The sequence below is a fragment of the Amycolatopsis sp. NBC_01286 genome (assembly GCF_035982555.1).
In the GTDB taxonomy this organism is placed as follows: Bacteria; Actinomycetota; Actinomycetes; order Mycobacteriales; family Pseudonocardiaceae; genus Amycolatopsis.
This window is the reverse complement of record NZ_CP108428.1, coordinates 5,040,010-5,063,387: the sequence shown is the minus strand read 5'-3', so window position 1 is coordinate 5,063,387 and position 23,378 is coordinate 5,040,010. Positions and strand designations below refer to the sequence as shown.

The following is a 23,378-nucleotide window of genomic DNA, read 5'->3' as shown; positions in this document are numbered from 1 at the left end:
ATGACGACTCTGGAGCCCGCTGTGAATTCTGGGGCCAAGCCCCAGACCCCAGCCGGGGGACGAGCCCCCCTGGACCCCCCAACCGCTGTTGATGCGGCACAGGACAACCTGGCCGCGCTCGAATCCGAAGCGATCCACATCTTCCGGGAGGTGGCCGGCGAGTTCGACCGCCCGGTGATCCTCTTTTCCGGCGGCAAGGACTCGACGCTGCTGCTACACCTGGCGATCAAGGCGTTCTGGCCGGCGCCGGTGCCGTTCCCGCTGCTGCACGTCGACACCGGGCACAACTTCGACGAGGTCATCGAGTTCCGCGACCGCGTCGTCGAGCAGCACGGGCTGCGCCTGGTCGTCGCGAAGGTCCAGGACTGGATCGACGACGGGCGCCTGGAGGAACGCGCCGACGGCATGCGCAACCCGTTGCAGACCACGCCGTTGCTCGACACCATCTCGGCGAACAAGTTCGACGCCGTGTTCGGCGGCGGCCGCCGCGACGAGGAGCGCGCCCGGGCTAAGGAGCGGATCTTCAGCCTCCGCAACTCTTTCGGCCAGTGGGAGCCGCGTCGCCAGCGGCCCGAGCTGTGGAACCTCTACAACGGCCGGCACCGCCCGGGCGAGCAGGTCCGCGTCTTCCCGCTGTCCAACTGGACCGAAGCGGACGTCTGGAACTACATCGCCCGCGAGAAGGTCGAGCTGCCGTCGATCTACTACGCGCACCAGCGCGAGGTGTACCTGCGCGACGGCATGTGGCTCGCCGAAGGCCCGTGGGGCGGGCCGCGGCCGGGCGAAGAGGTCCGTGAGCGGACCGTGCGCTACCGGACCGTCGGCGACGGCTCCTGCACCGGCGCGATCGAGTCCACCGCGAGCACCGTCGAAGAGGTCATCGCCGAGGTGTCCGCCTCGCGGCTCACCGAGCGCGGCGCCACCCGCGCCGACGACCGGATGTCCGAGGCGGCCATGGAAGACCGCAAGCGTGAGGGGTACTTCTGATGTCCAGCCTGCTACGGCTCGCGACGGCCGGGAGCGTCGACGACGGGAAGTCCACGCTCGTCGGCCGGCTGCTCTACGACACGAAGTCCGTGCTGGCCGACCAGCTGGACGCCGTCACCCGCGCGTCCGTCGACAAGGGACTGTCCACACCGGACCTGTCCCTGCTCGTCGACGGCCTGCGCTCGGAACGCGAGCAGGGCATCACCATCGACGTCGCCTACCGCTACTTCGCGACGCCGAAGCGGTCGTTCGTGCTGGCCGACACGCCGGGGCACGTGCAGTACACGCGCAACACGGTGACCGGCGCGTCCACCGCGCAGCTGGCCGTGCTGCTGGTCGACGCGCGCAAGGGCGTCATCGAGCAGACCCGGCGGCACGCGGCCGTGCTCGCGCTGCTCGGCGTGCCCCAGCTGGTGCTCGCGGTGAACAAGATCGACCTCGTCGGCTACGACGAAGCGACGTTCACGGTGATCGCCGAGGAGTTCGCCACGCACGCCGAATCCCTGGGCTACCAGCGTGGTTCGGTGCTCGCGGTCCCGGTGTCGGCGCTGGAGGGCGACAACGTCGCGTCGCGCTCGGACCGGACGCCGTGGTACTCCGGCCCGAGCCTGCTGGAGCACCTGGAAGAGGTGCCGGTCGCCCCCGACCCGCACGACTCGGCGCTGCGGTTCCCGGTGCAGTACGTCATCCGCCCGCGCACGCCCGAGTACCCGGACTACCGCGGGTACGCGGGTCAGATCGCCGCGGGCACGGTCCGCCCGGGTGACGAGATCGTCGTGCTGCCGCAAGGCATCCGCAGTCGCGTGGAGCGGATCGACACCGCCGACGGCCCGCTCGAAGAAGCCGGTTCCGGGACGTCGGTGACGCTGCTGCTGGCCGACGACATCGACATCTCCCGCGGCGACCTGATCGCGGCCGCGGACTCGCCGCCGGAGGTGACCGACGAGATCACCGGCACGCTGTGCTGGCTGTCGTCGAAGCCGCTCAAGCCGGGCGCGCGGGTGCTGGTCAAGCACGGCGCGCGCACGGTGCAGGCGCTGGTCGGCGAGCTGCACGCGCGGTTCGACGAGCAGAAGCTGGCCAGCGTGGCCGGGCCGGCTTCACTGGAGCTGAACGACATCGGCCTGGTCACCCTGACGCTGGCCGAGGAGCTGAGCGTCGACGACTACGGCGTCAGCCCGCGCACCGGCGCGTTCCTGGTGATCGACCCGAAGGACGGCGACACCCTGGCCGCCGGGCTGGTGGGTGAGCGGTTCTCGTGACCCCGCCCCTGGTCGCCGTCGCGCACGGCAGCCGTGACCCCCGCTCGGCGTCGACCGTGCGGGCCCTGGTCGACGTCGTGCGCACGCGAGCGCCCGAACTGTCGGTGCACGAGTCCTTTTTGGACCTGTCGGAGCCGCGGGTCACGGATGTCCTGCGGGAGCTGTACGCGGCCGGGCACCGGACGGCGGTCGTGGTGCCGTTGCTGCTGGGCAGCGCGTTCCACGCCCGGGTCGACCTGCCGGCGCTGGTGTCGTCGGTGACCGCCGAGTGCCCCGGTTTCCGCGTCCAGGTGTCGGACGTGCTCGGTGCGGACCCGGCGCTGGAAGCGGTTGCCCTCGACCGGCTTTCCGCGGCGCCGCGACGGCGTGGCACGGGTGTGCTGCTCAGCGCGGTCGGCTCGTCCAACGCTTCCGCTAATGCCGTCATCGCCGCGGTGGCCGCGCGCTGGGAGGAGCGGCTCGGGCTTCCGGTGAGCGAGGCGTTCGCTTCGGCGACCCAGCCGGACATCCCCACGGCCGCCGCGCGGCTGCGGGACCGGGGCGCGAAGCACCTGATCGTGGCGTCGTGGTTCCTGGCGCCGGGCCTGCTGCCGGACCGGATCGCGCGCTTGGCCCGCGAAGCGGACCCGGGCGCGTTCCTCGCCGCGCCGCTGGCGGACGACCCGCGCGTCGCGGACGTCGTGATCGCCCGGTACGCCACCGCCGTCACCGAGCTGCTGCGCGCCGGAGCGTACGCCTAGACCACGCTGAGTGCGCCGGAACGATCACCCGCGAAGATCACCACCGCCAAAAGGCGAGTCTTATTCACATTTCTGTTACCCACCGTGCCTGGGAACGGTAAATCCTTGACGGGCTAGTTAACTTGCCGGTAACTATCTAAGCGCTGCGCAGCTCTCGTTCCTCCCCTCCAAAACCGCAGGTAGGTGGATACAGATGAAAGCGCTTCACTTTTCCCGGCTGGCCGCTCTGACCGCGGCCGCGGCCCTCCCGCTGGCCCTCGCCGCCCCGGCTTCGGCGGCCACCACCACCATCGCCTTCGACTGCCAGGCCGACGCCCCGATCATCGGGCCGCAGCAGGTCTCGCTGAACCAGGACGCCGACGTCACCGCGCCCGCCACCGTCGCGCCCGGTGCCGCCTTCGACGTCGTCATCGACCCGGCACCGAACGAGGTGCCCGGCGAGGTCGCCGGGAACACCGTGAAGAACATCAACACCTTCGCGCTGAAGTTCCCGATCCCCGCGAACTCCACCTACGTCAGCGCCGACCTCGCCGGCGGCTCCGGCCTCGGTTCCACCGCACCGGCGATCGCCGTCTCCGGCGGCGTCGCGACCCTGAGCTTCCCCGGCCCGATCGCCGGTGGCGCCACCTTCGAGCTGCCGACCATCACCGCGCACCTGACCGCGGGCGCGTCCGGCACCATCGAGACGAAGCTGTCGGGCACCAGCTACAGCGACCCCGGCCTGACCTTCAAGGCGGTGGCGGGCACGTTCATCGGCGACATCACCGCGCCCACCGCCTGCTTCCCCAACCCCAGCCCGGTCTTCACCACGACGACCATCGGCTGACACCGCGTGAAAGGCCACCCTGCGGACGGCGAACCATCCGTAGGGTGGCCTCATGGGGTACGAACTCGCAGAAGTCAACATCGCCCGGATGAAAGCGCCGATCGACGACCCGTCCTTCAAGGATTTCGTCGACGCGCTCGAGTCCGTCAACGCCCTCGCCGACGCCGCTCCCGGATTCGTCTGGCGGCTGCAGACCGAGGACGACAACGCGATCTCGATCCGCGCTTTCGACTGGGACGTGCGCGGCACGTCCGGTCTCCTGATCAACATGTCCTCCTGGACGTCGGTGGAGACCTTGGCCGCCTTCACGTATTCCCCGGGTCACCTGGCGATCCTCAAGCGCCGCCGCGAGTGGTTCCACCGGGTGAAGGACGTGATGACCGCGCTGTGGTGGGTGCCGGCCGGCTACCGGCCGACACCCGCCGACGCCGAAGAGAAGATCAAGCACCTGCGCGTCCACGGGCCGACGCCCGAGGCGTTCACGCTGAAGCAGCACTTCCCCGCCCCGGACGCGGCCGTCGTCGAGGCCCGCGAAGGCGACCCGGACTGGCTCTGCCCGGCCTGAGTCAGGGCAGCAGCAGTCCCCAGTAGAGAGCCCACGGCAGGAAGACGACACCGGCGGCCACCGGGAGCACCCGGCGGCCGGCCGGTTTCGCCACCGTGAAGCCGAACACCACCACCGTCGCGACGGCCAAGGCCTGCAGGGCCAGCCACGGCAGCGGCCGGCCGAACAGCACCGGCCCGAAGTCCTTCATCCCCGACGCCTGCGCCCAGCCGAGCAGGGCGAGGAACCCGGCGACGGTCACCAGCCCGAGCCCGCCCAGCCAGCGAGCGCGCCGGACCAGCGCGACCACGAACCCGGCGAGCAGCACCAGCAGCACGATTCCCTGCACCCACACCGATTCCCACCACGCCAGCGGTGCGAGCGCCTCGGTCGGGCGCTGGGTGAACGACGGCGTCTCGACGTGCACGCCGCGCCGGTCGGCCAGCCACGCCCCGACGGCCGCGGGGTAACCGGGCACGACGCGCGGCAGCCGGTCGAACCCGGCGTCGGTGGTCGCGTAGAGGTCGGGACCGCCGTCGGCGACGAACCTGATGGTGTGGTCCGGATTCGCGCGCAGGGCGTCGGCGAAGATCCGCGAGCTCTCCACCGGCGCGTGGCTGACGTCGAAGTCGCCCCACAACGCCAGCATCGGCTGCTTCAGCCGTTCGAGCACCGGCACCGGGTCGTAGTACGCCTCGGGGAACAGCCCGGCGCCGACGGCGAAGCGGGTGCCCTGCACCGGCAGCGTCCGCAGCAGCGAACCCGAGATCCCTTGGTGGCGCAGCACGTTGCCCCAGTACCACGACGTCTGGCGGCCGCCGCCCATCCCGGCCGAGCCCTCGGTGATCACGTAGGAGACGGCCGGCGAACGCGTGGCGGCCAGCGGCGCGACCCAGCCGCCTTCGCTGACGCCCCAGACGCCGACGTCCGCCGGGTCGACCCCCGGCTGGGTGCGCAGCGCGCCGACGGCCGCGATGAGGTCGTCGGCCAGCACGCCGTAGTCGCGGCTGGTCTTCGAGTACCCGACCGTGCGGCGGTCGTAGACCAGGGTGGTGACGCCGAGGCGGGTGAACATCTCGACCTGCACACGCAGGTCGTCACGCACCTGCCAGTCCGAACCGCCCTGCAGGACGATCGCGGACTTCGGCGGGCCGGCCGGGTGGAACACCGTGGCGTGCAACGGGATCCCGCCGGCGCCGGTGAAGGTGAGGTCGTTCGGTGGCTGGGCGGACGCCGTCGACGGCGTGACCGCGCCCAGCAGGAGGACCACGGCGGCGAGCCGTGATTTGCCCCAGGGCAGCATGAAGTGTTCTCCTTGCTTCGGGAGATCGTGAGCGGTTTTCCGTTTCCTGGGTGCCGAGTGGCCGCTCGGCACCCAGGGCCTTCTTCGTCAGTCCAGGCCGGCCTCCTTCTCGGCGGGCGCGGGGAACGCGAGCAGCCGCGTCTCGACCCGGCGCGCGTCCGGCGGGGTTTCATCGTCCGGACGCTGGTAGCGCCGCAAGAGCGCGAGGTAGGCCTCGAAGAAGTCAGCGAGCTCCTCGAGGTTGACCCGGATCGCGCCGCGTGAGTACGGCACGGCGTCGGCCCACTCGCCCAGCTCCGGCCGTTCCCGCTCGAAGCGTTCGTACAGCTCGGTGTCCCCGGCGAGCCAGAGCCGGTGCAGCTCGCCGATCGCGGCCTTCGCCGGGTCCTCCTGGTCGCCGGGCGGTGGCAGGCGGATGTCGTGCTCGACCGCGCGCCACCAGCGTTCCCGGCCGTGCGCCCGCTCCGGGATCTCCGCCACGAAACCGTTGTCCGCCAGCACCCGCAGGTTGTAGCTCGTGCCGCCGCTGGTGACGCCGAGCTGCTGGGCGAGCGTCGTCGACGTCGCCGGGCCGCCGGCCGTCAGCAGTTCGAGGATCCGCTGGCGCAGCGGGTTCGCGAGGGCCTTCAGCGCCTTGAGATCGGCGGTCCGCGGTTCGGGCATACCGCCACCGTAGCCCTGCACGAGTTTTCGTGCACGTATTTTCGTGCAAGTGCCCGGGCTCACACCGGCCGCACCGCCCGGGGTGTGTAAAGGTGTCGGTCATGGCTGACGAACTGGTGCACTACGACGTGGTGGGCGGCACCGCCACGATCACCTTGGACTCCCCGCACAACCGCAACGCGCTCTCGGCGCAGCTGCGCCGCGAACTCTCGGACTCGCTGGCGAAAGCCGCCGAGGACGACGCCGTGCGCGTGGTCGTGCTGACCCACACCGGGCCGGTGTTCTGCGCGGGGATGGACCTGAAGGAGGCCCGCGGCGCCGGCGCGGGCGCCCAGGGCGTCAACGAGTTCCCGAAGATCCTCGAGCAGCTGTGGAGCAGCCCGAAGCCGGTTGTCGCGCGGCTGGCCGGGCCCGCGCGGGCCGGTGGCATCGGCATGGTCGCCGCGTGCGACATCGCCGTGGCCGTGCCGGAAGCCACGTTCGCCTTCTCCGAGGTGCGCATCGGCGTCGTCCCGGCGGTCATCTCGCTGACCGTGCTCCCCCGCCTGAACGCGCGCGCCGCGCACGAGCTGTTCCTCACCGGCGACACGTTCGACGCGCGCCGCGCGGTCGAGATCGGCCTGCTCAACTCCGCCGTCCCCGCCGCCGAGCTGGACGGCGAGGTCGCCCGGTTCGTCAAGGCACTGGCCCAGGGCGGCCCGAACGCGCTGGCCGCGACGAAGGCGCTGCTGAGCCGGCCCCGCCCGGCGACGCCGTCGGACGGTTTCGACGACATGCTCGGCCTCTCGGCGAAGTTCTTCGCGAGCGAGGAAGGCCAGGAGGGCATCCTGGCCTTCGCCCAGAAGCGCAAGCCGAACTGGGTCCCGCAGGACTAGCCGGTACGGCGTTCGGTGCGGGCCACCGCACCGAACGCCGGCGGCGCGAGCCGTCACCCGGCGAGGAACGCGGCGAGGTGCTCCGCCACCGCCCGCGGGGCGCTCTCGTCGGGGGCGTTGTGATCCGCCCCGTCGAGCAGCTCGACCCGCGCTCGCGGGATCACGCGGCCCAGCGGCTCGAGCACCCCGAGCAGGTAGGCCGGGGTCTTGGTGCCGCCGAGCAGCAGTGTCCTCGCCGTGACCTCGGCGTACGTCGCGCCGTCGGAGTCGTACCGCGCGACCTCGGTCAGCTCCGGTGGCGTCGTGGGCATGAGATCCCGCATCTCGACGCCGCTCCGGCCACCCACCAGGAGAGCGGCGAGCGCGAGGAACACGACCCTCGGGGTCGAGCCGGGCAGCGGAGTCAGGCGGGTCCGGTGCAGGAACAGGGCCATGGCCCGGGTTCGCCGGCCGGCCGCGAGCAGCCGCTCGAAATCGGGCAGGAACGACAGGTCGAACGAGCCGTTCAACGACACCGCCGGCTCGTACACCACCAGCCGGTCGAGGGACCGGTCCGCGCGCGCCGACTGCAGGGCCACCAGGCCGCCGTAGCTGTGGCCGAAGACGAGGTGCGCGTCTTCGGCGCGCTGGACAGCGCGAAGATCCTCGATCTCACGCTCGAGGGTGTAGTCCGGGCCCTGCGGACCGCTGGCCCCGCGCCCCCGGCGGTCGATCACCGAGACGGCGAACCGATCGGCGAGTTCGCCGGCCAGCCGGTCGTAGTCGTGCGCCATCCGGTTGTTGCCGGGGACGATCACGAGCCCCGGCCCGGCACCGCGATGGGCGTAGCTGATCGCGGTGCCGTCGAGCGAGTCGATCGAGCGATATTCGGTCACGCGCAAGTATTCGCAGCCGGCCCTGGTACGACGCTGGTACCGCGCTGTCAGGCACAGTCGGGCACGGTCAGGCGCTGTCAGGCGTCCGGCAGCACGACCGTGAGCCGCCACGAGCCGGCGCTCGGGCCGCTCGGCCCGAGCGTGCGCTGCGCGTCCGAGAGCACGCTGCGGATCGCCAGGTAGGTCTTGGGTTCGGCCTTGCGCAGGGCCTCCGAGCCCGGCCAGATGAGCACGTGCTCGCCCGGCGGCAGCCACGACAGGTCGGTCAGGCAGTCGTAGAGCGCGTCGAGGTTGTGCCCGAAGTAGTCCGGAAAGGACAGTGCCTCGGCGAACGCGCTCAGCGTGCCGGCCTTGTCGACGGCGGCCCGCGCGTTCACCAGGTGCGGGTACGCGCCCCGCCCGAAGGCCTCTTCCGCGGCGGCTTTCGCCTGCTCCGCGGCGGTCATCGGGCCGGGTCCACGACGACGAACGACGAGTAGTGGTCGCCGGTGTAGAACAGCTCGTGCGCCCGGCCGGAGATCAGCCGGCGCGCGCCGCGGTCGGCACTGCCCGGCGTCTTCACGGTGTACTCGTGGTAGTAGCCGGATTGCTTGCCGGGCAAGCGCTTCTCCCGGTTCTCGAACACGACGTCGTCGTTGCGGGGGTAGGGGTACGGGCCGCCCGCCTTGATCAGCTTCCAGGTGTCGGCGGCCTGCGTCGGCAGCGTGGACAGCGCCTTGACCGGCAGGCCCGAGTCCGTGCCCGGCACCGCCGAGCCACCCTGGGCGGGCGCGGCGGAACCGGCGCTCGTGGTGGGCGCCGTCGAGGAGTTCGACGAGCCGCCGAGGTTGTCCTTGACCAGCCAGCCCCCCAGCACCAGCACGAGGAGGCCGATCAGCGCGGCGGTGATCCGCCTTCGGTTGAACATGGTTCGCGAGCCTATGCCGAGCGGTCGGGGCGGTCGTCGTCACGCCCCGGGGTGAGTCGTCTGGCGAAGAGGCCGACGACCTTGTCGAGGACCCAGGCGGCGGCCAGGCACAGCGGCACCACGACCACCATCACCAGCACGAACTGGACGGGGAACCACGCCTGGGCGAGCCACAGCTCGACCCCGTCCCACCAGTCGGCAAGCCCGTTGAACACGGTGTGAGCCTACGCGCGGTCTTGTGCCGTCGTGCTTCAGGGGCGGTACGTTCTGGACATGTTCGCCGTCTACGCGCAAGAACCCAACGCCGAAAGCCCCTTGGACTCGCTCGTCGTCGGCGAGCGCCCCGAACCCGACGTGCCCGACGGCTGGGTCCGCGTGCACGTCAAGGCGGCCAGCCTCAACATGCACGACCTCTGGACGCTGCGCGGCGTCGGGATCAAGCCGGACCAGTTCCCGATGATCCTCGGCTGCGACGGCGCCGGCACCCTCGACGACGGCTCCGAGGTCGTCGTCCACTCGGTGATCAACGCGCCGGGCTGGCAGGGTGACGACACCCTCGACCCGAAGCGCACGCTGCTCACCGAGAAGCACCAGGGCACCTTCGCCGACCAGGTCGTCGTGCCGGCGCGCAACGTCGTCCCGAAGCCGGCCGGCCTGAACTTCGCCGAGGCCGCCACCATGGGCACGGCCTGGCTGACCGCCTACCGGATGCTGTTCGTGAAGTCCGGGCTCCGGCCGGGGCAGACGATGCTCGTGCAGGGCGCGTCCGGCGGCGTCGCGACGGCGCTCGTGCAGCTCGGCCGCGCGGCCGGGTTCCGGGTGTGGGTCACCGGCCGCACCGAGGAGAAGCGCGCGCTCGCCACGAGTCTCGGCGCGCACCAGGCGTTCGAGTCCGGCGCGCGGCTGCCCGAGCGCGTCGACGCGGTGTTCGAGACGGTCGGCAAGGCGACCTGGTCGCACTCGGTGAAGTCGCTCAAGCCGGGCGGGATCATCGTCGTCTCCGGCTCGACCAGCGGCCCCGACGCGAACGCGGAGCTGCAGCGCGTCTTCTTCCTGCAGCTGCGCGTCTCCGGATCGACCATGGGCACCCGTGACGAGCTCGCGGATCTGCTCGCGTACCTCGATCTGACCGGCGTGCGGCCGCAGATCGGCGCGGAACTTCCGTTCGCCGATGCGGCCAAGGGCTTCCAGGCGATGCTGGACGGCGACACCGCCGGGAAGATCGTCTTCACCCGCTGATCGCCGTGACCTGGGCGGATCCGCCGTGGATCCGCCCAGGTCACCGCTTGTACCGGCTACTTCGTGAATTGTCAACGGACTCTTATCGAGATCTGGTCGTTAGCACCGAAGGTCCACCGGAACTCCACTCCGGCCAGCTAATCTGGAGTCATGACCGCGACGAAGCGGCCCGTTCCGGCTGAACCGGGCGGCCGGCCCAGCAGCGACCCGGACCCCGTCCGGGTCTCCTTCCGGCGCTACGCCGGAGTCCGCACCCGCGTCCTCGAGGTCGGCGATCCCGTCCAGGACCCGGAGCAGTCCCCCGCGCGACGCTCGTTGCGCCGCCGGGCCGCCGCTCCGCACGTGCGGCCGTCCGCGCCGAGGCTGGTGCTGCTGCACGGTTACTGCGACAGCGCCGACACCTGGCGCCCCGCCCTGGAGCAGCTCGCGGCCGCCGGGATCCCGGCGATCGCCGTCGACCTCCCCGGGTTCGGGGACGCCCAGCCGTTGCGGCCCGGCCCGATGCTGCCGCAGCTCGACGCGTTCACCACCGCCGTCGTCCGCGAGCAGGCCGTGCTCGGGTCGGTCGTGCTGGCCGGGAACTCCCTCGGCGGCACCATGAGCCTGCGTGCCGCCCAGAACGCCCGGTTGCCGCTCTCCGGCGTCGTCTCGATCGCCGCACCGGGCTTCGTGGACTCGTGGCTGATCCGCACGATGGCGCGCTACCCGCTGCCGCTGCGGCTGTACTCGTCGCTGCCCGTCCCGGTGCCGGGCTTCCTGGTGCGCAAGGTGGCCGAGCAGCTCGTCCCGCGGTTCCTCTACGCCGACGCGCACGCGGCCGACGTCGCCCAGGTGCAGCGCTTCACCGCGCTCTTCCCCGACTACCGCGCGACCAAGAGCCGCCTGGAACAGGCCCGGCAGCTCGTCGCCGAGCTGGCCGACGCCTACCGGCTCGACTCCGTCACGGTGCCGCTGCTGGTCGTCGCGTGCGGCAAGGACAAGCTCGTCACCGCCGCGTCCGGGCGCCAGCTGCACACGCTGGTGCCGCACAGCAGGCTGCTGGTCCGCGAGGACTGGGGGCACTGCCCGCAGCTGGACGACCCGGCGGAGATCGCCGAGCTGCTCACGTTCTTCGCCGCGAGCGCGGTCCGGACCACGCAGGCGAAGCGCGCCGCGGCGAGTGCCGCCGACGGCGTGAGCGAGGACACCGCGGCGGGCTGATCGCTCGCACTGTAGCCCGGCGGGGTTGCCGGTAGGTTCCCCCGTTGGGTCCGTGATCCGGGCCGTTCACCGACGTTCGGGAGACGATGATGTCCGCTCCAGGAGGCCTGGGCAGCAGCTCCGGCATCTTCCGGCGCAAGCCGATCGACCAGATCCCCGACACCTCCGAAGCCGCGGGCCTGAAACGCACCCTGGGCTTGTGGCAGCTGACCGCCATCGGCATCGGCGGCATCATCGGCGCGGGGATCTTCGCCCTCGCCGGCAGCGTCGCGCACGGCGACGACGCCGCGGGCATCCCCGGCGTCGGCCCGGCCGTGCTCATCTCGTTCCTCATCGCCGGTGTCGCCAGCGCGGCGGCCGCGTTCTCCTACGCCGAGTTCGCCGGCCTGATCCCGAAGGCCGGCTCGGCCTACACCTACGGCTACGCGGTGCTCGGCGAGGTCGTCGGCTGGTTCATCGGCTGGGACCTGCTGCTGGAGTACACCGCGATCGTGTCGGTGGTGGCGATCGGCATCTCCGGCTACTTCAGCTTCCTGCTCGGGCAGCTCGGGCTCGACCTGCCCGCGTGGATGCTGGGCGCGCCCGGCACCGGGCCCGGCCACAAGGTCGACCTGTTCGCCGCGCTGCTGTGCCTGCTGATCGCATACCTGCTCAACCGCGGCATCCGCAGCGCGGCCCGGTTCGAGACGGTGATGGTCGGGATCAAGGTCCTGATCGTGCTGGTCGTCATCCTGGTGGGCTTCTTCTACGTCAAGACCGGCAACTACACGCCGTTCGCCCCGGCCGGCTTCGGCGGCGCGGTGACCGGCGCCGCGACGGTGTTCTTCGCGGTGTTCGGCTACGACGCGATGTCGACGGCGGCCGAGGAGTCCAAGGACGCGCAGCGGCACATGCCGAAGGCGATCATCTACTCGCTGGCCATCTCGATGGTGCTGTACGTGCTGGCCTGCCTGGTGCTGACCGGCATGCAGAAGTACACCGAGATCGACCCGAAGAGCGGCTTCTCGACGGCGTTCAAGTCGGTCGGCCTCGACGGGCTGGCCACCGTGATCGCGATCGGCGCGATCATCGGCATCCTCACCGTGCTGTTCACGTTCCTGATGGGCGCCACCCGCGTCGGCTACTCGATGAGCCGCGACGGCCTGCTCCCGCCGTGGTTCGGCAAGACGCACCCGAAGACCCAGGTGCCGAGCCGGATGACCTGGATCCTCGGCGGCGCGTCCGCGATCATCGCCGGCGTGCTGCCGATCGGTGAAGCCGCCGAGCTGACGAACATCGGCATCCTGCTCGCGTTCGTCGTCGTCTGCGTCGCGGTGATCGTGCTGCACTACAAGCGGCCGGACCTCAAGCGCACGTTCAAGACGCCGGGCATGCCGGTGGTGCCCGCGGTCGGCGTCGTGTTCTCGATCTGGCTGATCACGTTCCTGCAGCCGGCGACCTGGGTGCGGTTCGCCGTCTGGTTCCTGATCGGCATGGTCATCTACTTCGCCTACAGCAAGCGGCACTCCCTGATGAACCGCACGGGCGGCGAGGTCGAGAAGACGGACTAGCGGATCCGGTCGAGGCGTGCGACGGCCGCGCGCGCCTCGACCTTCAGCCGCTCGACGATCACCGCCGCCGAGGCGTCGTAGCCGAGCGGGTAGGTCTGGCCCGCCCACAGCGAGATGGCCTCCGGGTCGCCGGCCGCCGCCGACGCCTTGCGCACCGGCCCGGCCATGCGGTTGATCTGCGGGTACGCGGCGGGCGCGCCGTCGGACAGCTCGTCCATGAACCGGTTGACCAGCCCGCGCGCCGGCCGTCCGCTGAAGGCGCGGGTGAACGCCGTCTCGCGGTCGGCGACGACCAGGGCCTTGCGGTGCGCCTCGGACGTGCCGGCCTCGTCGGCGCGCAGGAAGACCGTGCCCAGCTGGGCGGCCGCCGCACCGGCGGCGAGCACGGCCGCGACGTCACCGCCGTGCACCAGGCCCCCGGCCGCGACGAGCGGCACGTCCACGCGGGCGGCGACGAGCCGCAGCAGCGCGAGGACGCCGTACTCCGCGCCACCGCCGGGCTGATCGGCGTCGTCGGTGAACAGCGATCGGTGCCCGCCCGCCTCGAACCCCTGCAGGACCAGCGCGTCGGCGCCGAGGCTCGCCGCCCGGACGGCGGTTTCCGGCGTGGTGACGGTGACGAGCACCTTGCTGCCGGCCTCGTGCAACCGGACGACGTCCGACGGCGACGGCGTCCCGAAGGTGAACGACACCACCGGGACACGCTTCTCGAGCACGACGTCCAGCTTCGCCGGGTACGCGTCGTCGTCCCACTGCGCTTCGCCGAGCTCGACGTCGTATTCGCGGGCGACGGCGAGCAGCCGTTCGCGGTAGGCCGTGAGGTCGGCGCCGCTGTCCGGCTGCGGGACGAAGAGGTTGACGCCGAACGCGCCGGCGGTCAGCTCGGCGGTCCGGTCGATCTGCGCGGCCAGGGCCGCGGGCGTGAGCATGCCGGCCGAGAGGAAGCCGAAGCCACCGGCTTCGGTGACCGCGGCGACCAGCTCGGGAGTGGTCGGACCACCGGCCATCGGCGCGGCGATCACCGGGAACGTCAGCTCGTCGAACATGCTGCCGAGCGTAGTCCCGCGCAAACCACCCAGATTGGTCTAGACCAGGAACCCGGGAAATGCGACGATCCGGGCAGGTGCGACGGCGATGTCGCGCCCTTCCCGCCAGGAGGACCGGTGAAGACAGCCCGCACGCGGCGCCTCGGCCGCGCACTCGCCGTAGTGGCCCTGCTCGGCGCCAGCACGACGGCCGCCCAGCTCGCCCCGGCCGCGTCGGCCGCCACGCCCGCGCTGCAGTCGATCGTGCCGGTGCCGGTGTCGGTGACCGCGGCGGCCGGCGTCAGCTTCCCCCTGGTCTCGACGACGAAGATCGTCACCGAGGCCGGTTCGGCGCCGGCCAAGGACGTCGGCACCTACCTCGGCGGCGTCCTGCGGTCGTCGACCGGCTACGCGCTGCCGGTGTCCGACGCCCCGGCGTCCGTGCCGGCCGACAGCATCGCACTGCTGCTGAGCGGCGCGCCGTCCTCGGTCGGCACGCAGGGCTACCAGCTGGTGTCGACGGCGTCGTCGGTCACCGTGCGGGCCCAGACGGCGGACGGGCTCTTCGCCGGCGTCCAGACGTTGCGGCAGATGCTGCCCGGCAGCGTCGAGAGCACGTCGGCCCAGCCGGGGCCGTGGAGCGTGCCGGGAGCGACGATCGTGGACTACCCGCGGTTCGGCTACCGCGGCGCGATGCTCGACGTCGCCCGGCACTTCCACCCGGTGGCGACGGTCAAGCGTTACATCGACCAGCTGGCCCAGTACAAGATCAACAACCTGCACCTGCACCTCGCCGACGACCAGGGCTGGCGCATCCAGATCGACAGCTGGCCACGCCTGACGACGTACGGCGGCAGCACCCAGGTCGGCGGCGGCGCGGGCGGTTACTACACGAAGGCGCAGTACACGGACATCGTGAACTACGCGCTCTCGCGGCACATCACGGTCATCCCCGAGATCGACATGCCGGGGCACGTGAACGCGGCACAGGCGTCGTACGCGGAGCTGAACTGCAACGGCGTCGCGCCGGCGCTGCGAACGGACACGGCGGTCGGCTACAGCTCGCTGTGCATCTCGAAGGACATCACGTACACGTTCATCGCGGACGTCCTGCGCGAGCTGGCGGCGCTGACCCCGGGCCCGTACCTCCACATCGGCGGCGACGAGGCGTCATCGACGTCGGCGGCGGACTACGTGACGTTCGTGAACAAAGTGATGCCATTGGTGACGGCCACCGGCAAGTCGGCGATCGGCTGGCACGACATCGCGAAGGCTTCCTTGCCCGCCTCCGCGACCCCGCAGTTCTGGGGAACTTCCACCTCGGACGCGGGGGTGTCGACGGCGGTTTCCCGCGGCAGCAAGGTGATCCTGTCACCGGCGAACAAGGCGTACCTGGACATGAAGTACAACAGCTCGAGCCCGATCGGCCTGTCGTGGGCGGGCTACATCGAGGTCCAGGACGCGTACAACTGGAACCCGGGCGCGTACCTGTCGGGCGTGGGCGAATCGGCGGTCCGCGGAGTGGAATCCCCGCTGTGGGCGGAAACGGTGGTCACCCCGGCGGACATCGACTACCTGGCCTTCCCCCGTTTGGCAGCGCACGCGGAGCTGGGCTGGTCCCCGTGGTCGACGCACGACTGGACGACGTTCCGCACCCGCTTGGGCGCCCAGGCCCCGCGCTGGACAGCGCAGTCGATCAACTTCTACCGCTCATCCCAGGTGGCGTGGGACACGGGCGGCACAACGACTCCAGGCACGTGCACGGACCCGGCGTGGAGCGCGTCGCAGGTGTACACGGGCAGCAACGTGGTCTCCCACAACGGCCACAAGTGGACGGCGAAGTGGTGGACACAAGGCGAGGAGCCGGGAACCACCGGCCAGTGGGGAGCCTGGACCGACAACGGCCCCTGCTGAGCCACCCCGACCCGAGCGCGAAGTCCCCCGCCCGGCATGTCGCACGGCTGAGGTGTACTTCAGCCGGCCATGATCGTTGCGGCCAAGGCCGTTCGGTGGTCCTTCGTCCAAGGTGGGCCCAGTGCCGCCCGGGGGCCATGGAGTACCTCGTCGGTCCGTGGGCCGAGAATGGCCGCCGCCTGGCGTTCTACGTCCTTGGCTTCGTAGAGGTGCACCTGCCAGCCGCGGGCGTGGGCCAGTTCCGCCAGGACCTGGCGGTACATGACCGAGTCGGCGCGGGCCTCGTACGGCACGCGGCGCTGGACCGCGATGTCCTCGGGGAAATCCGGCGGCCATGCCCTCAGCGACATCGACACGATCGGTGCGGGCAGCGCGGCCGCGAGGCGGTCCAGTTCGGCCGACGCCGCCCGGGTCGCCGACGCGCGGACCAGCGCCACGAGGGCCGCCGCGGCCGGGTCGTCGAGGTGTTTGCCGTCGTGGTGGATCGGGGCTGCCGCCACTCCGGGCTCGACCAGCTCGATCCGCCGGCGGTCCACGACCCGGTGGTCGGCCGACGCCGTGACAGCCACTGCCCACCCGAAGTGGTGGGCGATGCCCAGCCGCATGGAACGAGGCTTCCCCGGCCGGTGCGGACAGTCAAGGCCGCACTCCACCCCGTGAAACCGGAACACCCGGCGCCGCGACCGGGTTAGCTTGGTTCATGAGCGCTGATCTCGAGCAGGTTCGCACCCTGTCGCTGCAGGAAAACGGCCTCGCCACCATCTCCACGACGCGCGCCGACGGCACCGTCCACTCCTCCGTCGTCAACGCCGGGGTCTACGAGGACCCGGTGACCGGGGCACCCGGCGTCGCGTTCGTCGCCCTCGGCCGGGCGCACAAGCTCGCGCTGCTGCGGCTGGCCGGGCACGCCACCGTGACGTTCCGGCGTGGCTGGAACTGGCACTCCGTCACCGGCGCCACGCACCTGATCGGGCCCGACGACCCGGACCCGGCGTTCGACGCAGCCGGGCTGCCGAAGCTGCTTCGCGACGTCTTCATCGCCGCCACCGGCACCCACGACGACTGGGCCGAGTACGACCGCGTGATGGCCGAAGAGCGGCGGGTTGCGGTGTTCGTCACGGCGGACCGGATAATCGGCAACCGCTGAGCCCGTCCGGCCCCAGGAGCGTCCGTTGTCCGAGTCCCCGCCCCGCGTCACCATCCCGGCGAAGGTCCTCATCGGCCTGCTCGCCGTCATCGACGCGGGCTTCGGCGCGGCCCTCGCCCTGGGGCTGGTGCGCGGCCTGCCCGCCTGGCTGATCGCCGGCGCCTACGCGGCGACCGTGCTCGTCGCCGTGCTGATCTTCCGGGCGTCACGCGCCCGCGTGCTCAAGCGCGGCTTCGACGGCCTGCGCGACCTCACCCTCGGCGACGAGGGCATCCGCCTGCCCGCGGGCACGATGAGCACCCGGCTGGTGCCGTGGGCCGAGATCGCCGACGTCACCGCCCGCCGCTCGGCCCGCTTCGGCGACGGCTACCTGCGCGACGCGATCTGGCTCGACCTGGTCACCGGCGAGGGCGTCGAGAGCTCGGTGCAGTGCTTCGCGCCGCGCAGCCGTCTCGAACCGGCACCGGCGCGAAGACGGCAGTTCGACCAGACCGCGATCCTCGACCCGGCCCTGTTCAACGCCGTGATCGACCGGCTCCGCCGCGAACTGCGCCACCGCCGGCTGCACGCCGACACCCGCGGCGAACCCCGCCTCCGGCGTCGCTGACGCTCAGGCATACTTCCGCCATGAGCGAATGGCAGCGCATCTCACCTCCCGAGGCGCACCGGCATCTCGCGAAGCGCAACGCCGTTGTCCTCGGCGCCATCGGACTCGCCCTGACCGGGGTGTCGATCTCCCTCGGTCACGTGCCTCAGGCCATCTTCCTCCTCGTGTTCATCGCCGTCGCCGGCGTTGTGATGGCGTTGAGCGCCCTCTCCGGGATCCAGGCCGGTCCGAGCGGTCTTCGCCTCCGGCGGTTGCTGACCGTCCGTGAGCTGCCGTGGTCCGAAGTCGCCGACGTCACGACCGCGCCCGCGCAGCACCTCGGCGCCGACACGTCCTACACCGCGCTCTGGATCGTCACCGCCGCCGACGAGCGGATCCAGACCCAGGTGGTGCGCTACGACCACCCGCAGCAGGGCGAGCGGGTGAGCACCCGGCGCTGGCTCAAGCTCGGGCCGACCGAGTTCACCGGCGTGGTCCAAGCGCTGCGCGACGTGCGCCAGGCCCAGGAACAGCCGGGCTCAGCCGAGCCGGCCCAGTAGCTCCCGCGGCACGATCCGCACCGGGAACGGCCGCTCGGCCTCGAAGATCTCGTCGCCCGCCGCCTTGGCCACCTGCTCGTAGTTGCCGTCCACGTCCAGCTCGAACACCGTCAACGCGGGCTCGGTAGGGTCGATCACCCAGAAACTGGCGGTACCGAGCCGCTCGTAGATGGCTTTCTTGAGGTTCCAGTCGTAGATCGCCGTGCTGGGCGACAGCACCTCGACGGCCAGCACCGGGGGTGCCGGGAGATCTTTCTCGGTGAAGTCCTCGTCCCGGCCGACCAGGACGTCCGGCTGCAGTTCGATCTTGTCGCCCGAGTGCACCGCGAACGGTGCTCCGACGACGTAGAACTCAGCTGGACACACGGACTCGAGCACACCGTAGAGCCGATACCCGATTGTCTGATGTCTGAGACCAGGCGCGGGACTCACGATGAGCACCCCGTCGATGAGCTCGTATCTTCGCCCGTCATCCGGCATCCCCTCGAGGTCCTGCACCGTCAGGGGGCCCGAATCGGCGGGATGCTCGATGTCTGCCATGACCGTCATGGTGCTCTCCTTTCGCTCTTCGCACCAGAGCACACCAGAGGGCACCGACAGAAACGGCGTCGAACACGGGTTCGGCGCCTGCATTCACACGGAAGCGTGAATACAGGCGCCGGTGTCACATCAGCGGAACACTTACTTCTTGCTCTTGCCGGAGTCCTCAGTGGACAGTGCGGCGACGAAAGCCTCTTGCGGGACCTCGACCCGGCCGACGGTCTTCATCCGCTTCTTGCCTTCCTTCTGCTTCTCCAGCAGCTTGCGCTTACGCGAGATGTCACCGCCGTAGCACTTGGCCAGAACGTCCTTGCGGATCGCGCGAATCGTTTCGCGCGCGATGATCCGGGCGCCGATGGCCGCCTGGATGGGGACCTCGAAGTTCTGCCGCGGGATCAGCTCGCGCAGCCGGTTCACCATGCGGTTGCCGTAGTTGTAGGCGTCGTCCTTGTGCACGATCGCGGAGAACGCGTCCACACCCTCGCCCTGCAGCAGGATGTCCACCTTGACCAGGTCCGCCGCCTGCGTGCCGGCCTCTTCGTAGTCCAGCGACGCGTAGCCGCGCGTACGCGACTTCAGCGTGTCGAAGAAGTCGAAGATGATCTCGCCCAGCGGCATGTTGTACCGCAGCTCGACCCGGTCCTCGGACAGGTAGTCCATGCCGAGCAGCTGACCGCGCTTGTTCTGGCACAGCTCCATGATCGTGCCGATGAACTCCGACGGCGCCAGGACGCTGACCTTGCTGACCGGCTCCAGCACCTTGTCGATCTTGCTGCCGGTCGGCCAGTCCGACGGGTTGGTGACGTGGATTTCCTTGCCGTCGTCGAGCACCACGTCGTAGACGACGTTCGGTGCCGTGGAGATCAGGTCGAGGCCGAACTCGCGCTCGAGCCGGTCACGCGTGATCTCCAGGTGCAGCAGGCCGAGGAAGCCGCAGCGGAAGCCGAAGCCCAGCGCCACCGACGTCTCCGGCTCGTAGTCGAGCGCGGCGTCGTTCAGCTGGAGCTTGTCGAGGGCCTCGCGCAGCTCGGGGTAGTCCGAACCGTCCACCGGATACAGTCCGGAGTAGACCATCGGCTTCGGCTCGCGGTACCCGGCCAGCGCGTCCTTGGCGCCGTGGCGTTCGGACGTCACGGTGTCGCCGACCTTGGACTGGCGGACGTCCTTCACGCCGGTGATCAGGTAACCGACCTCGCCGACGCCGAGTCCCTTGCTGGGCTTGGGTTCCGGCGAGATGATGCCGACTTCCAGCAGCTCGTGGGTGGCGCCGGTGGACATCATCTTGATGCGCTCGCGCGGGGTGATCTTGCCGTCGACCACCCGGATGTAGGTGACGACGCCGCGGTAGGTGTCGTACACCGAGTCGAAGATCATCGCGCGGGCCGGCGCGTCCGCGTCGCCCTGGGGCGCCGGGACCATCTTCACGACCTCGTCGAGCAGCGCGCCGACGCCGATGCCGGTCTTGGCCGAGACCCGCAGCACGTCGTCGGGCTCGCAGCCGATGATGTGGGCCAGCTCACCCGCGTACTTGTCGGGGTCGGCCGAGGGCAGGTCGATCTTGTTGAGCACCGGGATGATCTGGAGGTTGTTCTCGAGCGCGAGGTAGAGGTTGGCCAGGGTCTGGGCCTCGATCCCCTGCGCGGCGTCGACCAGCAGGACCGCGCCTTCGCACGCCTCCAGCGCCCGGGAGACCTCGTAGGTGAAGTCGACGTGGCCCGGGGTGTCGATCATGTGCAGGACGTGGTCCTGCCCGTCGACCTGCCAGGGCAGCCGGACGTTCTGGGCCTTGATCGTGATCCCGCGCTCGCGCTCGATGTCCATCCGGTCGAGGTACTGCGCGCGCATGGCCCGCTCTTCCACGACGCCGGTGAGCTGCAGCATGCGGTCGGCCAGGGTGGACTTGCCGTGGTCGATGTGCGCGATGATGCAGAAGTTCCGGATGAGCTCCGGAGGCGTGAAGGTCGTGTCGGCGAACGTCGTCACTCGAATGAGTCCTCGGAAAGTCGGGGATGGCCACCTCTATGCTCCCATGGCGCTCCGGGTGCGAGTGGGGGTCATCCCCGATGCGAGCCCACGTGATCCGTGGTGCCCTCGAAGTATGAGCACATCGCACCAGCCCGCACCACCTCCCCAGCCTGATCCGGACGGCCTCGCCCGGGTTCTCGACCGTGTCTTCGGTCACCCTTCGGGCCTGCTCGGCCGCCTCGGCGGCCGGCTCATGGCCCGGGGCAACTCCGCCACCGAACACCGCGTAGTCGACCTGGCGAAGCTCGAGCCGGACGAGACCGTCCTGGTCGTCGGCCCCGGCCCCGGCGTCGGTCTCCACGCCGCCGCACAGCTGGCCGGGCGCACGATCGGCGTCGACCCCTCCCCCGCGATGCTGGCCCTGTGCCACGAGCGCTGCGGCGACCAGGTCGAGCTCCGGGAGGGGTCGGCGGCGCACACCGGCGAGCCCGGCGAGTCCGTCGACGTCGTCCTCACCGTGAACAACGTCATGCTCTGGGACGACCGCGCGGCCGGCTTCGCCGAGCTGTTCCGCGTCCTGCGCCCGGGTGGCCGGCTGCTGCTGTCCGCGCACGAGAAGTGGCTGCCCGTGAGCAGGCACGTGCTGGCCGACGAAGCCGCCGAAGCGGGCTTCGCCGACCTGCAGACGTGGACCTGGGAACCGCCCGGCTTCACCGCGCTCGCCGCGCAGCTGCGGGCCGTCAAGCCCGCCTAGCGGGTGTCCGTGCGGATCGGGTGTCCTTCCGGCACCTCGACCAGCACGATGCGCGTGCCGTCCGGATCGGCGATCCAGGCCTCGTCCAGGCCCCAGGGCTCGCGCTGGGCGTCCCGCACCGGCGTCAGGCCCTTCGCCTTCAGCTCGGCCAGCTCGCCGGCCAGGTCGCGGACCTGCACCCAGAGCACCAGGTCGGGCGACGCGCCCGCCTCGCCCGAGCCGGACACCTCCAGGGAGCCGTGCCCCAGGAAGAACACGGTGCCACCGGGGAACTCACGCTCCACGGCCAGGCCGAGGGTGTCGCGGTAGAACGCGGTCGACGCCTCGGCGTCGCGCGGGCGGATCAGCAGCCTGCTCTTCAGGACTTCCATCCGACCATCCCTACCGGAGGTCCTCAGGCCGCCGCAATCGCGACGATGCCGGACAGCACGATCACGGACCCGGCGAGCCGCCGCACGGCGTCGCGCTCGCCCAGCACCAGCCACGCGGCGAGACCGCCCAGCACGATGCTCAGCTCCCGGGCGGGCGCCACCAGGCTGACCGGCGCCATCGTCAGGGCGAACAGCACGAGGATGTAGGCGACGGGCGACAGCAGCCCGACGATCAGCACCTCGCGCCGCTGCTCGCGCCAGAGCCGCGTCACCTCGGACCGGCCCGCCCGCGCGCTCGGCAGGAGCATGGCGCTCTGGATGAGCGTGCCGAGGCCGAGGTACACGATCGGCGGCATGCCGATGCCGGTCACCGAGTGCGCGTCCCAGAGCGTGTAGCCGGCGATGACGGCCCCGGTCAGGACGCCGTAGAAGATCCCGGCGCGCCGGGCCTTGGCGGCGGCCGGGTCGGCCGCGGCGGCGCCCCGGCGGCCGGTGCTGATCACGAGCACCCCGGTGATCACCAGGAACGCGCCGAGCAGGCCGAGCCAGCCGGGCCGTTCGCCGAGGACGAGGACGGCGGCCAGCACCGAAAGCAGCGGCCCGGTGCCCCGCGCGACGGGGTAGACGACGGAGAGGTCGCCGACGCGGTAGCCGCGCTGCAGGACGATGCCGTAGGCGACGTGCAGCACCGACGTGCCCGCCGCGGCCAGCAGCCAGCTCCACTGTGGACGTTGCGGCTCGACGGCCACCAGCACGACCGTCACCGGCAGCAGGGCGACGGCGGAAACCGTGTAGTAGAGCCAGACGAACTGGGTGCCGCCGGAGCGGACCCGCTTGGCGGCGAGGTTCCACGCGGCGTGCACGACGGCCGCGACGACGACGAAGGACAGTGCGGTGGTGTTCACAGGGACCCCTTACGGGTTTCGCGCGCGCGAAACCGGGTCCTCCAGGCTTTTGCCCCGTCAGATGAACGGCGGGACTTCCGGACCCGCCGACGGTGCCGCTCGGACCAGACCCACCGGATCCTGGTTGTCCTGCTGGCTGGGGCGGACCGGTGACGGAACCCTAGGCACTACCGCCGTCCACCGTACTCCCGGTGATCCACGCCCGGCCGGACGCGCTCGCGGCGGGCCGGGGCCGGGCTGTTAAAGTTGCTGCTCGTTGCCGTGCGGCATTCCGTCATGGAGGAAACCCGCTTCAGCGGGGCCACACCAGCGCGGCGGCGAATCTCACCGAGTGAAAGCAGGAGCGCCTCATGGCCAACATCAAGTCGCAGATCAAGCGCATCACCACGAACGAGAAGGCGCGTCAGCGCAACCAGGCGATCCGGTCCTCGGTGAAGACCGCGATCCGCAAGGTCCGCGAAGCCGCTGACTCCGGTGACAAGGCCAAGGCCGTCGAGCTGCAGCGCGACGCCGCCCAGAAGCTGGACAAGGCCGTCTCGAAGGGCGTCATCCACGCCAACCAGGCCGCCAACAAGAAGTCGGCGCTCGCGAAGCGCGTCAACTCGCTCTGAGCTAGCTGATCTCTGGAGAAGCCCCGGCC

The 23,378-nt window shown here is 70.9% G+C and carries 27 protein-coding genes; 15 read left to right on the top strand and 12 right to left on the bottom strand.

The genetic code is table 11. The features are described 5' to 3' along the window. The 5 genes from cysD (at window position 1) to OG570_RS24180 (ending at window position 4,380) form a co-directional block, all read left to right on the top strand. Window positions 1-987: a sulfate adenylyltransferase subunit CysD gene (gene cysD, locus OG570_RS24200; protein ID WP_326943301.1), complete on the top strand. Its 987-nt coding sequence runs from the start codon at window positions 1-3 to the stop codon at window positions 985-987. After that, on the top strand, window positions 987-2,249 hold the full coding sequence (locus tag OG570_RS24195) for a sulfate adenylyltransferase subunit 1 (RefSeq protein WP_247055122.1): 1,263 nt from the start codon (window positions 987-989) through the stop codon (window positions 2,247-2,249). The genes cysD and OG570_RS24195 overlap by 1 nt, the downstream gene beginning before the upstream one ends. Continuing rightward, a complete protein-coding gene (locus tag OG570_RS24190) occupies window positions 2,246-2,989 on the top strand; it encodes a sirohydrochlorin chelatase (RefSeq protein WP_326959474.1) in 744 nt (247 codons plus the stop codon). The genes OG570_RS24195 and OG570_RS24190 overlap by 4 nt, the downstream gene beginning before the upstream one ends. Before the next feature lie 193 nt (window positions 2,990-3,182). Further along, window positions 3,183-3,815, top strand: a complete 633-nt coding sequence (locus tag OG570_RS24185) for a cyclase (protein ID WP_326959472.1) — start codon at window positions 3,183-3,185, stop codon at window positions 3,813-3,815. Window positions 3,816-3,867: 52 nt separating this feature from the next. Next, complete coding sequence (locus OG570_RS24180; protein WP_326959470.1) at window positions 3,868-4,380, top strand: DUF3291 domain-containing protein; 513 nt, start codon at window positions 3,868-3,870, stop codon at window positions 4,378-4,380. A gap of 1 nt (window position 4,381) precedes the next feature. On the opposite strand, the gene OG570_RS24175 is transcribed toward OG570_RS24180, so the two are convergent. Both OG570_RS24175 and OG570_RS24170 read right to left on the bottom strand, forming a co-directional pair. After that, a complete protein-coding gene (locus tag OG570_RS24175) occupies window positions 4,382-5,662 on the bottom strand; it encodes an alpha/beta hydrolase family protein (RefSeq protein ID WP_326959468.1) in 1,281 nt (426 codons plus the stop codon). 87 nt (window positions 5,663-5,749) lie between these two features. Further along, entirely contained in the window at window positions 5,750-6,325 is a 576-nt protein-coding gene (locus OG570_RS24170) for a helix-turn-helix domain-containing protein (RefSeq protein ID WP_326943306.1), read from the bottom strand. Window positions 6,326-6,426: 101 nt separating this feature from the next. Between OG570_RS24170 and OG570_RS24165 the strand changes: the two genes are divergently transcribed. Next, window positions 6,427-7,200, top strand: coding sequence for an enoyl-CoA hydratase family protein (locus tag OG570_RS24165; RefSeq protein WP_326959466.1), 774 nt, complete (start codon window positions 6,427-6,429; stop codon window positions 7,198-7,200). Between the two features lie 53 nt (window positions 7,201-7,253). Here the strand turns inward: OG570_RS24165 and OG570_RS24160 are convergent, their stop codons facing one another. The 4 genes from OG570_RS24160 to OG570_RS24145 form a co-directional block, all read right to left on the bottom strand. After that, window positions 7,254-8,075 carry an alpha/beta fold hydrolase gene (locus OG570_RS24160; RefSeq protein WP_326959463.1) on the bottom strand — a complete coding sequence of 274 codons (822 nt, stop codon included), beginning with the start codon at window positions 8,073-8,075 and terminating at the stop codon, window positions 7,254-7,256. Window positions 8,076-8,152: 77 nt separating this feature from the next. Beyond that, window positions 8,153-8,521, bottom strand: coding sequence for a barstar family protein (locus OG570_RS24155; protein ID WP_247055138.1), 369 nt, complete (start codon window positions 8,519-8,521; stop codon window positions 8,153-8,155). Next, window positions 8,518-8,982: a ribonuclease domain-containing protein gene (locus OG570_RS24150; RefSeq protein WP_326943309.1), complete on the bottom strand. Its 465-nt coding sequence runs from the start codon at window positions 8,980-8,982 to the stop codon at window positions 8,518-8,520. Before OG570_RS24150 ends, OG570_RS24155 begins: the two co-directional genes overlap by 4 nt. 11 nt (window positions 8,983-8,993) lie before the next feature. Then, the gene (locus OG570_RS24145; protein WP_247055142.1) at window positions 8,994-9,197 is read right to left on the bottom strand and encodes a hypothetical protein; all 204 of its coding nucleotides are present in this window, start codon (window positions 9,195-9,197) and stop codon (window positions 8,994-8,996) included. A gap of 58 nt (window positions 9,198-9,255) precedes the next feature. Here OG570_RS24145 and OG570_RS24140 point away from each other — a divergent pair, with 58 nt between their 5' ends. The 3 genes from OG570_RS24140 to OG570_RS24130 all read left to right on the top strand — a co-directional run bounded on the left by OG570_RS24140 (window position 9,256) and on the right by OG570_RS24130 (window position 12,971). Next, window positions 9,256-10,221 carry a quinone oxidoreductase family protein gene (locus tag OG570_RS24140; protein ID WP_247055144.1) on the top strand — a complete coding sequence of 322 codons (966 nt, stop codon included), beginning with the start codon at window positions 9,256-9,258 and terminating at the stop codon, window positions 10,219-10,221. Window positions 10,222-10,371: 150 nt separating this feature from the next. Then, on the top strand, window positions 10,372-11,421 hold the full coding sequence (locus OG570_RS24135) for an alpha/beta fold hydrolase (RefSeq protein ID WP_326943310.1): 1,050 nt from the start codon (window positions 10,372-10,374) through the stop codon (window positions 11,419-11,421). 89 nt (window positions 11,422-11,510) lie between these two features. Continuing rightward, window positions 11,511-12,971, top strand: a complete 1,461-nt coding sequence (locus OG570_RS24130) for an amino acid permease (protein ID WP_326959461.1) — start codon at window positions 11,511-11,513, stop codon at window positions 12,969-12,971. Here the strand turns inward: OG570_RS24130 and OG570_RS24125 are convergent. After that, complete coding sequence (locus OG570_RS24125) at window positions 12,968-14,017, bottom strand: NAD(P)H-dependent flavin oxidoreductase (protein ID WP_326959459.1); 1,050 nt, start codon at window positions 14,015-14,017, stop codon at window positions 12,968-12,970. The genes OG570_RS24130 and OG570_RS24125 overlap by 4 nt on opposite strands. Before the next feature lie 117 nt (window positions 14,018-14,134). Here OG570_RS24125 and OG570_RS24120 point away from each other — a divergent pair, with 117 nt between their 5' ends. Further along, a complete protein-coding gene (locus OG570_RS24120) occupies window positions 14,135-15,910 on the top strand; it encodes a family 20 glycosylhydrolase (protein WP_326959458.1) in 1,776 nt (591 codons plus the stop codon). A gap of 59 nt (window positions 15,911-15,969) precedes the next feature. On the opposite strand, the gene OG570_RS24115 is transcribed toward OG570_RS24120, so the two are convergent. Next, window positions 15,970-16,515 carry a hypothetical protein gene (locus tag OG570_RS24115; RefSeq protein ID WP_326959456.1) on the bottom strand — a complete coding sequence of 182 codons (546 nt, stop codon included), beginning with the start codon at window positions 16,513-16,515 and terminating at the stop codon, window positions 15,970-15,972. A gap of 95 nt (window positions 16,516-16,610) precedes the next feature. Here OG570_RS24115 and OG570_RS24110 point away from each other — a divergent pair, with 95 nt between their 5' ends. Genes OG570_RS24110 through OG570_RS24100 form a run of 3 tightly spaced genes read left to right on the top strand, consistent with a single transcriptional unit; the run spans window position 16,611 to window position 18,203 of the window. Then, window positions 16,611-17,057: a pyridoxamine 5'-phosphate oxidase gene (locus OG570_RS24110; protein WP_326943315.1), complete on the top strand. Its 447-nt coding sequence runs from the start codon at window positions 16,611-16,613 to the stop codon at window positions 17,055-17,057. Between the two features lie 25 nt (window positions 17,058-17,082). Further along, entirely contained in the window at window positions 17,083-17,664 is a 582-nt protein-coding gene (locus OG570_RS24105) for a hypothetical protein (protein ID WP_326959454.1), read from the top strand. A gap of 20 nt (window positions 17,665-17,684) precedes the next feature. Then, on the top strand, window positions 17,685-18,203 hold the full coding sequence (locus tag OG570_RS24100; protein WP_326959452.1) for a PH domain-containing protein: 519 nt from the start codon (window positions 17,685-17,687) through the stop codon (window positions 18,201-18,203). Here the strand turns inward: OG570_RS24100 and OG570_RS24095 are convergent. Together OG570_RS24095 and lepA are read right to left on the bottom strand one after the other, a co-directional pair. Then, window positions 18,183-18,752 (bottom strand): Uma2 family endonuclease, encoded by a 570-nt coding sequence (locus OG570_RS24095; protein WP_326959450.1) that lies wholly within the window; start codon window positions 18,750-18,752, stop codon window positions 18,183-18,185. The genes OG570_RS24100 and OG570_RS24095 overlap by 21 nt on opposite strands. 132 nt (window positions 18,753-18,884) lie before the next feature. Beyond that, window positions 18,885-20,726: a translation elongation factor 4 gene (gene lepA / locus OG570_RS24090; protein ID WP_326959448.1), complete on the bottom strand. Its 1,842-nt coding sequence runs from the start codon at window positions 20,724-20,726 to the stop codon at window positions 18,885-18,887. A gap of 115 nt (window positions 20,727-20,841) precedes the next feature. On the opposite strand from lepA, the gene OG570_RS24085 reads away from it, so the two are divergent. After that, entirely contained in the window at window positions 20,842-21,462 is a 621-nt protein-coding gene (locus tag OG570_RS24085; protein WP_326959446.1) for a class I SAM-dependent methyltransferase, read from the top strand. On the opposite strand, the gene OG570_RS24080 is transcribed toward OG570_RS24085, so the two are convergent. Both OG570_RS24080 and OG570_RS24075 read right to left on the bottom strand, forming a co-directional pair. Continuing rightward, complete coding sequence (locus OG570_RS24080; RefSeq protein WP_326943321.1) at window positions 21,459-21,833, bottom strand: VOC family protein; 375 nt, start codon at window positions 21,831-21,833, stop codon at window positions 21,459-21,461. The genes OG570_RS24085 and OG570_RS24080 overlap by 4 nt on opposite strands. Window positions 21,834-21,856: 23 nt before the next feature. After that, window positions 21,857-22,738, bottom strand: coding sequence for a DMT family transporter (locus OG570_RS24075; RefSeq protein WP_326943322.1), 882 nt, complete (start codon window positions 22,736-22,738; stop codon window positions 21,857-21,859). Between the two features lie 350 nt (window positions 22,739-23,088). On the opposite strand from OG570_RS24075, the gene rpsT reads away from it, so the two are divergent. Beyond that, entirely contained in the window at window positions 23,089-23,349 is a 261-nt protein-coding gene (gene rpsT / locus OG570_RS24070; RefSeq protein WP_247055174.1) for a 30S ribosomal protein S20, read from the top strand. Window positions 23,350-23,378: the final 29 nt, after the last annotated feature.

Bases quoted from the DNA above. Each gene is read 5' to 3' on its own strand.
- cysD (WP_326943301.1), top strand. From the start codon at position 1: ATGACGACTCTGGAGCCCGCTGTGAATTCTGGGGCCAAGCCCCAGACC.
- OG570_RS24195 (WP_247055122.1), top strand. From the start codon at position 987: ATGTCCAGCCTGCTACGGCTCGCGACGGCCGGGAGCGTCGACGACGGG.
- OG570_RS24185 (WP_326959472.1), top strand. From the start codon at position 3,183: ATGAAAGCGCTTCACTTTTCCCGGCTGGCCGCTCTGACCGCGGCCGCG.
- OG570_RS24180 (WP_326959470.1), top strand. From the start codon at position 3,868: ATGGGGTACGAACTCGCAGAAGTCAACATCGCCCGGATGAAAGCGCCG.
- OG570_RS24175 (WP_326959468.1), bottom strand. From the start codon at position 5,662: ATGCTGCCCTGGGGCAAATCACGGCTCGCCGCCGTGGTCCTCCTGCTG.
- OG570_RS24170 (WP_326943306.1), bottom strand. From the start codon at position 6,325: ATGCCCGAACCGCGGACCGCCGATCTCAAGGCGCTGAAGGCCCTCGCG.
- OG570_RS24165 (WP_326959466.1), top strand. From the start codon at position 6,427: ATGGCTGACGAACTGGTGCACTACGACGTGGTGGGCGGCACCGCCACG.
- OG570_RS24155 (WP_247055138.1), bottom strand. From the start codon at position 8,521: ATGACCGCCGCGGAGCAGGCGAAAGCCGCCGCGGAAGAGGCCTTCGGG.
- OG570_RS24150 (WP_326943309.1), bottom strand. From the start codon at position 8,982: ATGTTCAACCGAAGGCGGATCACCGCCGCGCTGATCGGCCTCCTCGTG.
- OG570_RS24140 (WP_247055144.1), top strand. From the start codon at position 9,256: ATGTTCGCCGTCTACGCGCAAGAACCCAACGCCGAAAGCCCCTTGGAC.
- OG570_RS24135 (WP_326943310.1), top strand. From the start codon at position 10,372: ATGACCGCGACGAAGCGGCCCGTTCCGGCTGAACCGGGCGGCCGGCCC.
- OG570_RS24130 (WP_326959461.1), top strand. From the start codon at position 11,511: ATGTCCGCTCCAGGAGGCCTGGGCAGCAGCTCCGGCATCTTCCGGCGC.
- OG570_RS24125 (WP_326959459.1), bottom strand. From the start codon at position 14,017: ATGTTCGACGAGCTGACGTTCCCGGTGATCGCCGCGCCGATGGCCGGT.
- OG570_RS24115 (WP_326959456.1), bottom strand. From the start codon at position 16,515: ATGCGGCTGGGCATCGCCCACCACTTCGGGTGGGCAGTGGCTGTCACG.
- OG570_RS24110 (WP_326943315.1), top strand. From the start codon at position 16,611: ATGAGCGCTGATCTCGAGCAGGTTCGCACCCTGTCGCTGCAGGAAAAC.
- OG570_RS24100 (WP_326959452.1), top strand. From the start codon at position 17,685: ATGAGCGAATGGCAGCGCATCTCACCTCCCGAGGCGCACCGGCATCTC.
- OG570_RS24095 (WP_326959450.1), bottom strand. From the start codon at position 18,752: ATGACGGTCATGGCAGACATCGAGCATCCCGCCGATTCGGGCCCCCTG.
- OG570_RS24085 (WP_326959446.1), top strand. From the start codon at position 20,842: ATGAGCACATCGCACCAGCCCGCACCACCTCCCCAGCCTGATCCGGAC.
- OG570_RS24080 (WP_326943321.1), bottom strand. From the start codon at position 21,833: ATGGAAGTCCTGAAGAGCAGGCTGCTGATCCGCCCGCGCGACGCCGAG.
- rpsT (WP_247055174.1), top strand. From the start codon at position 23,089: ATGGCCAACATCAAGTCGCAGATCAAGCGCATCACCACGAACGAGAAG.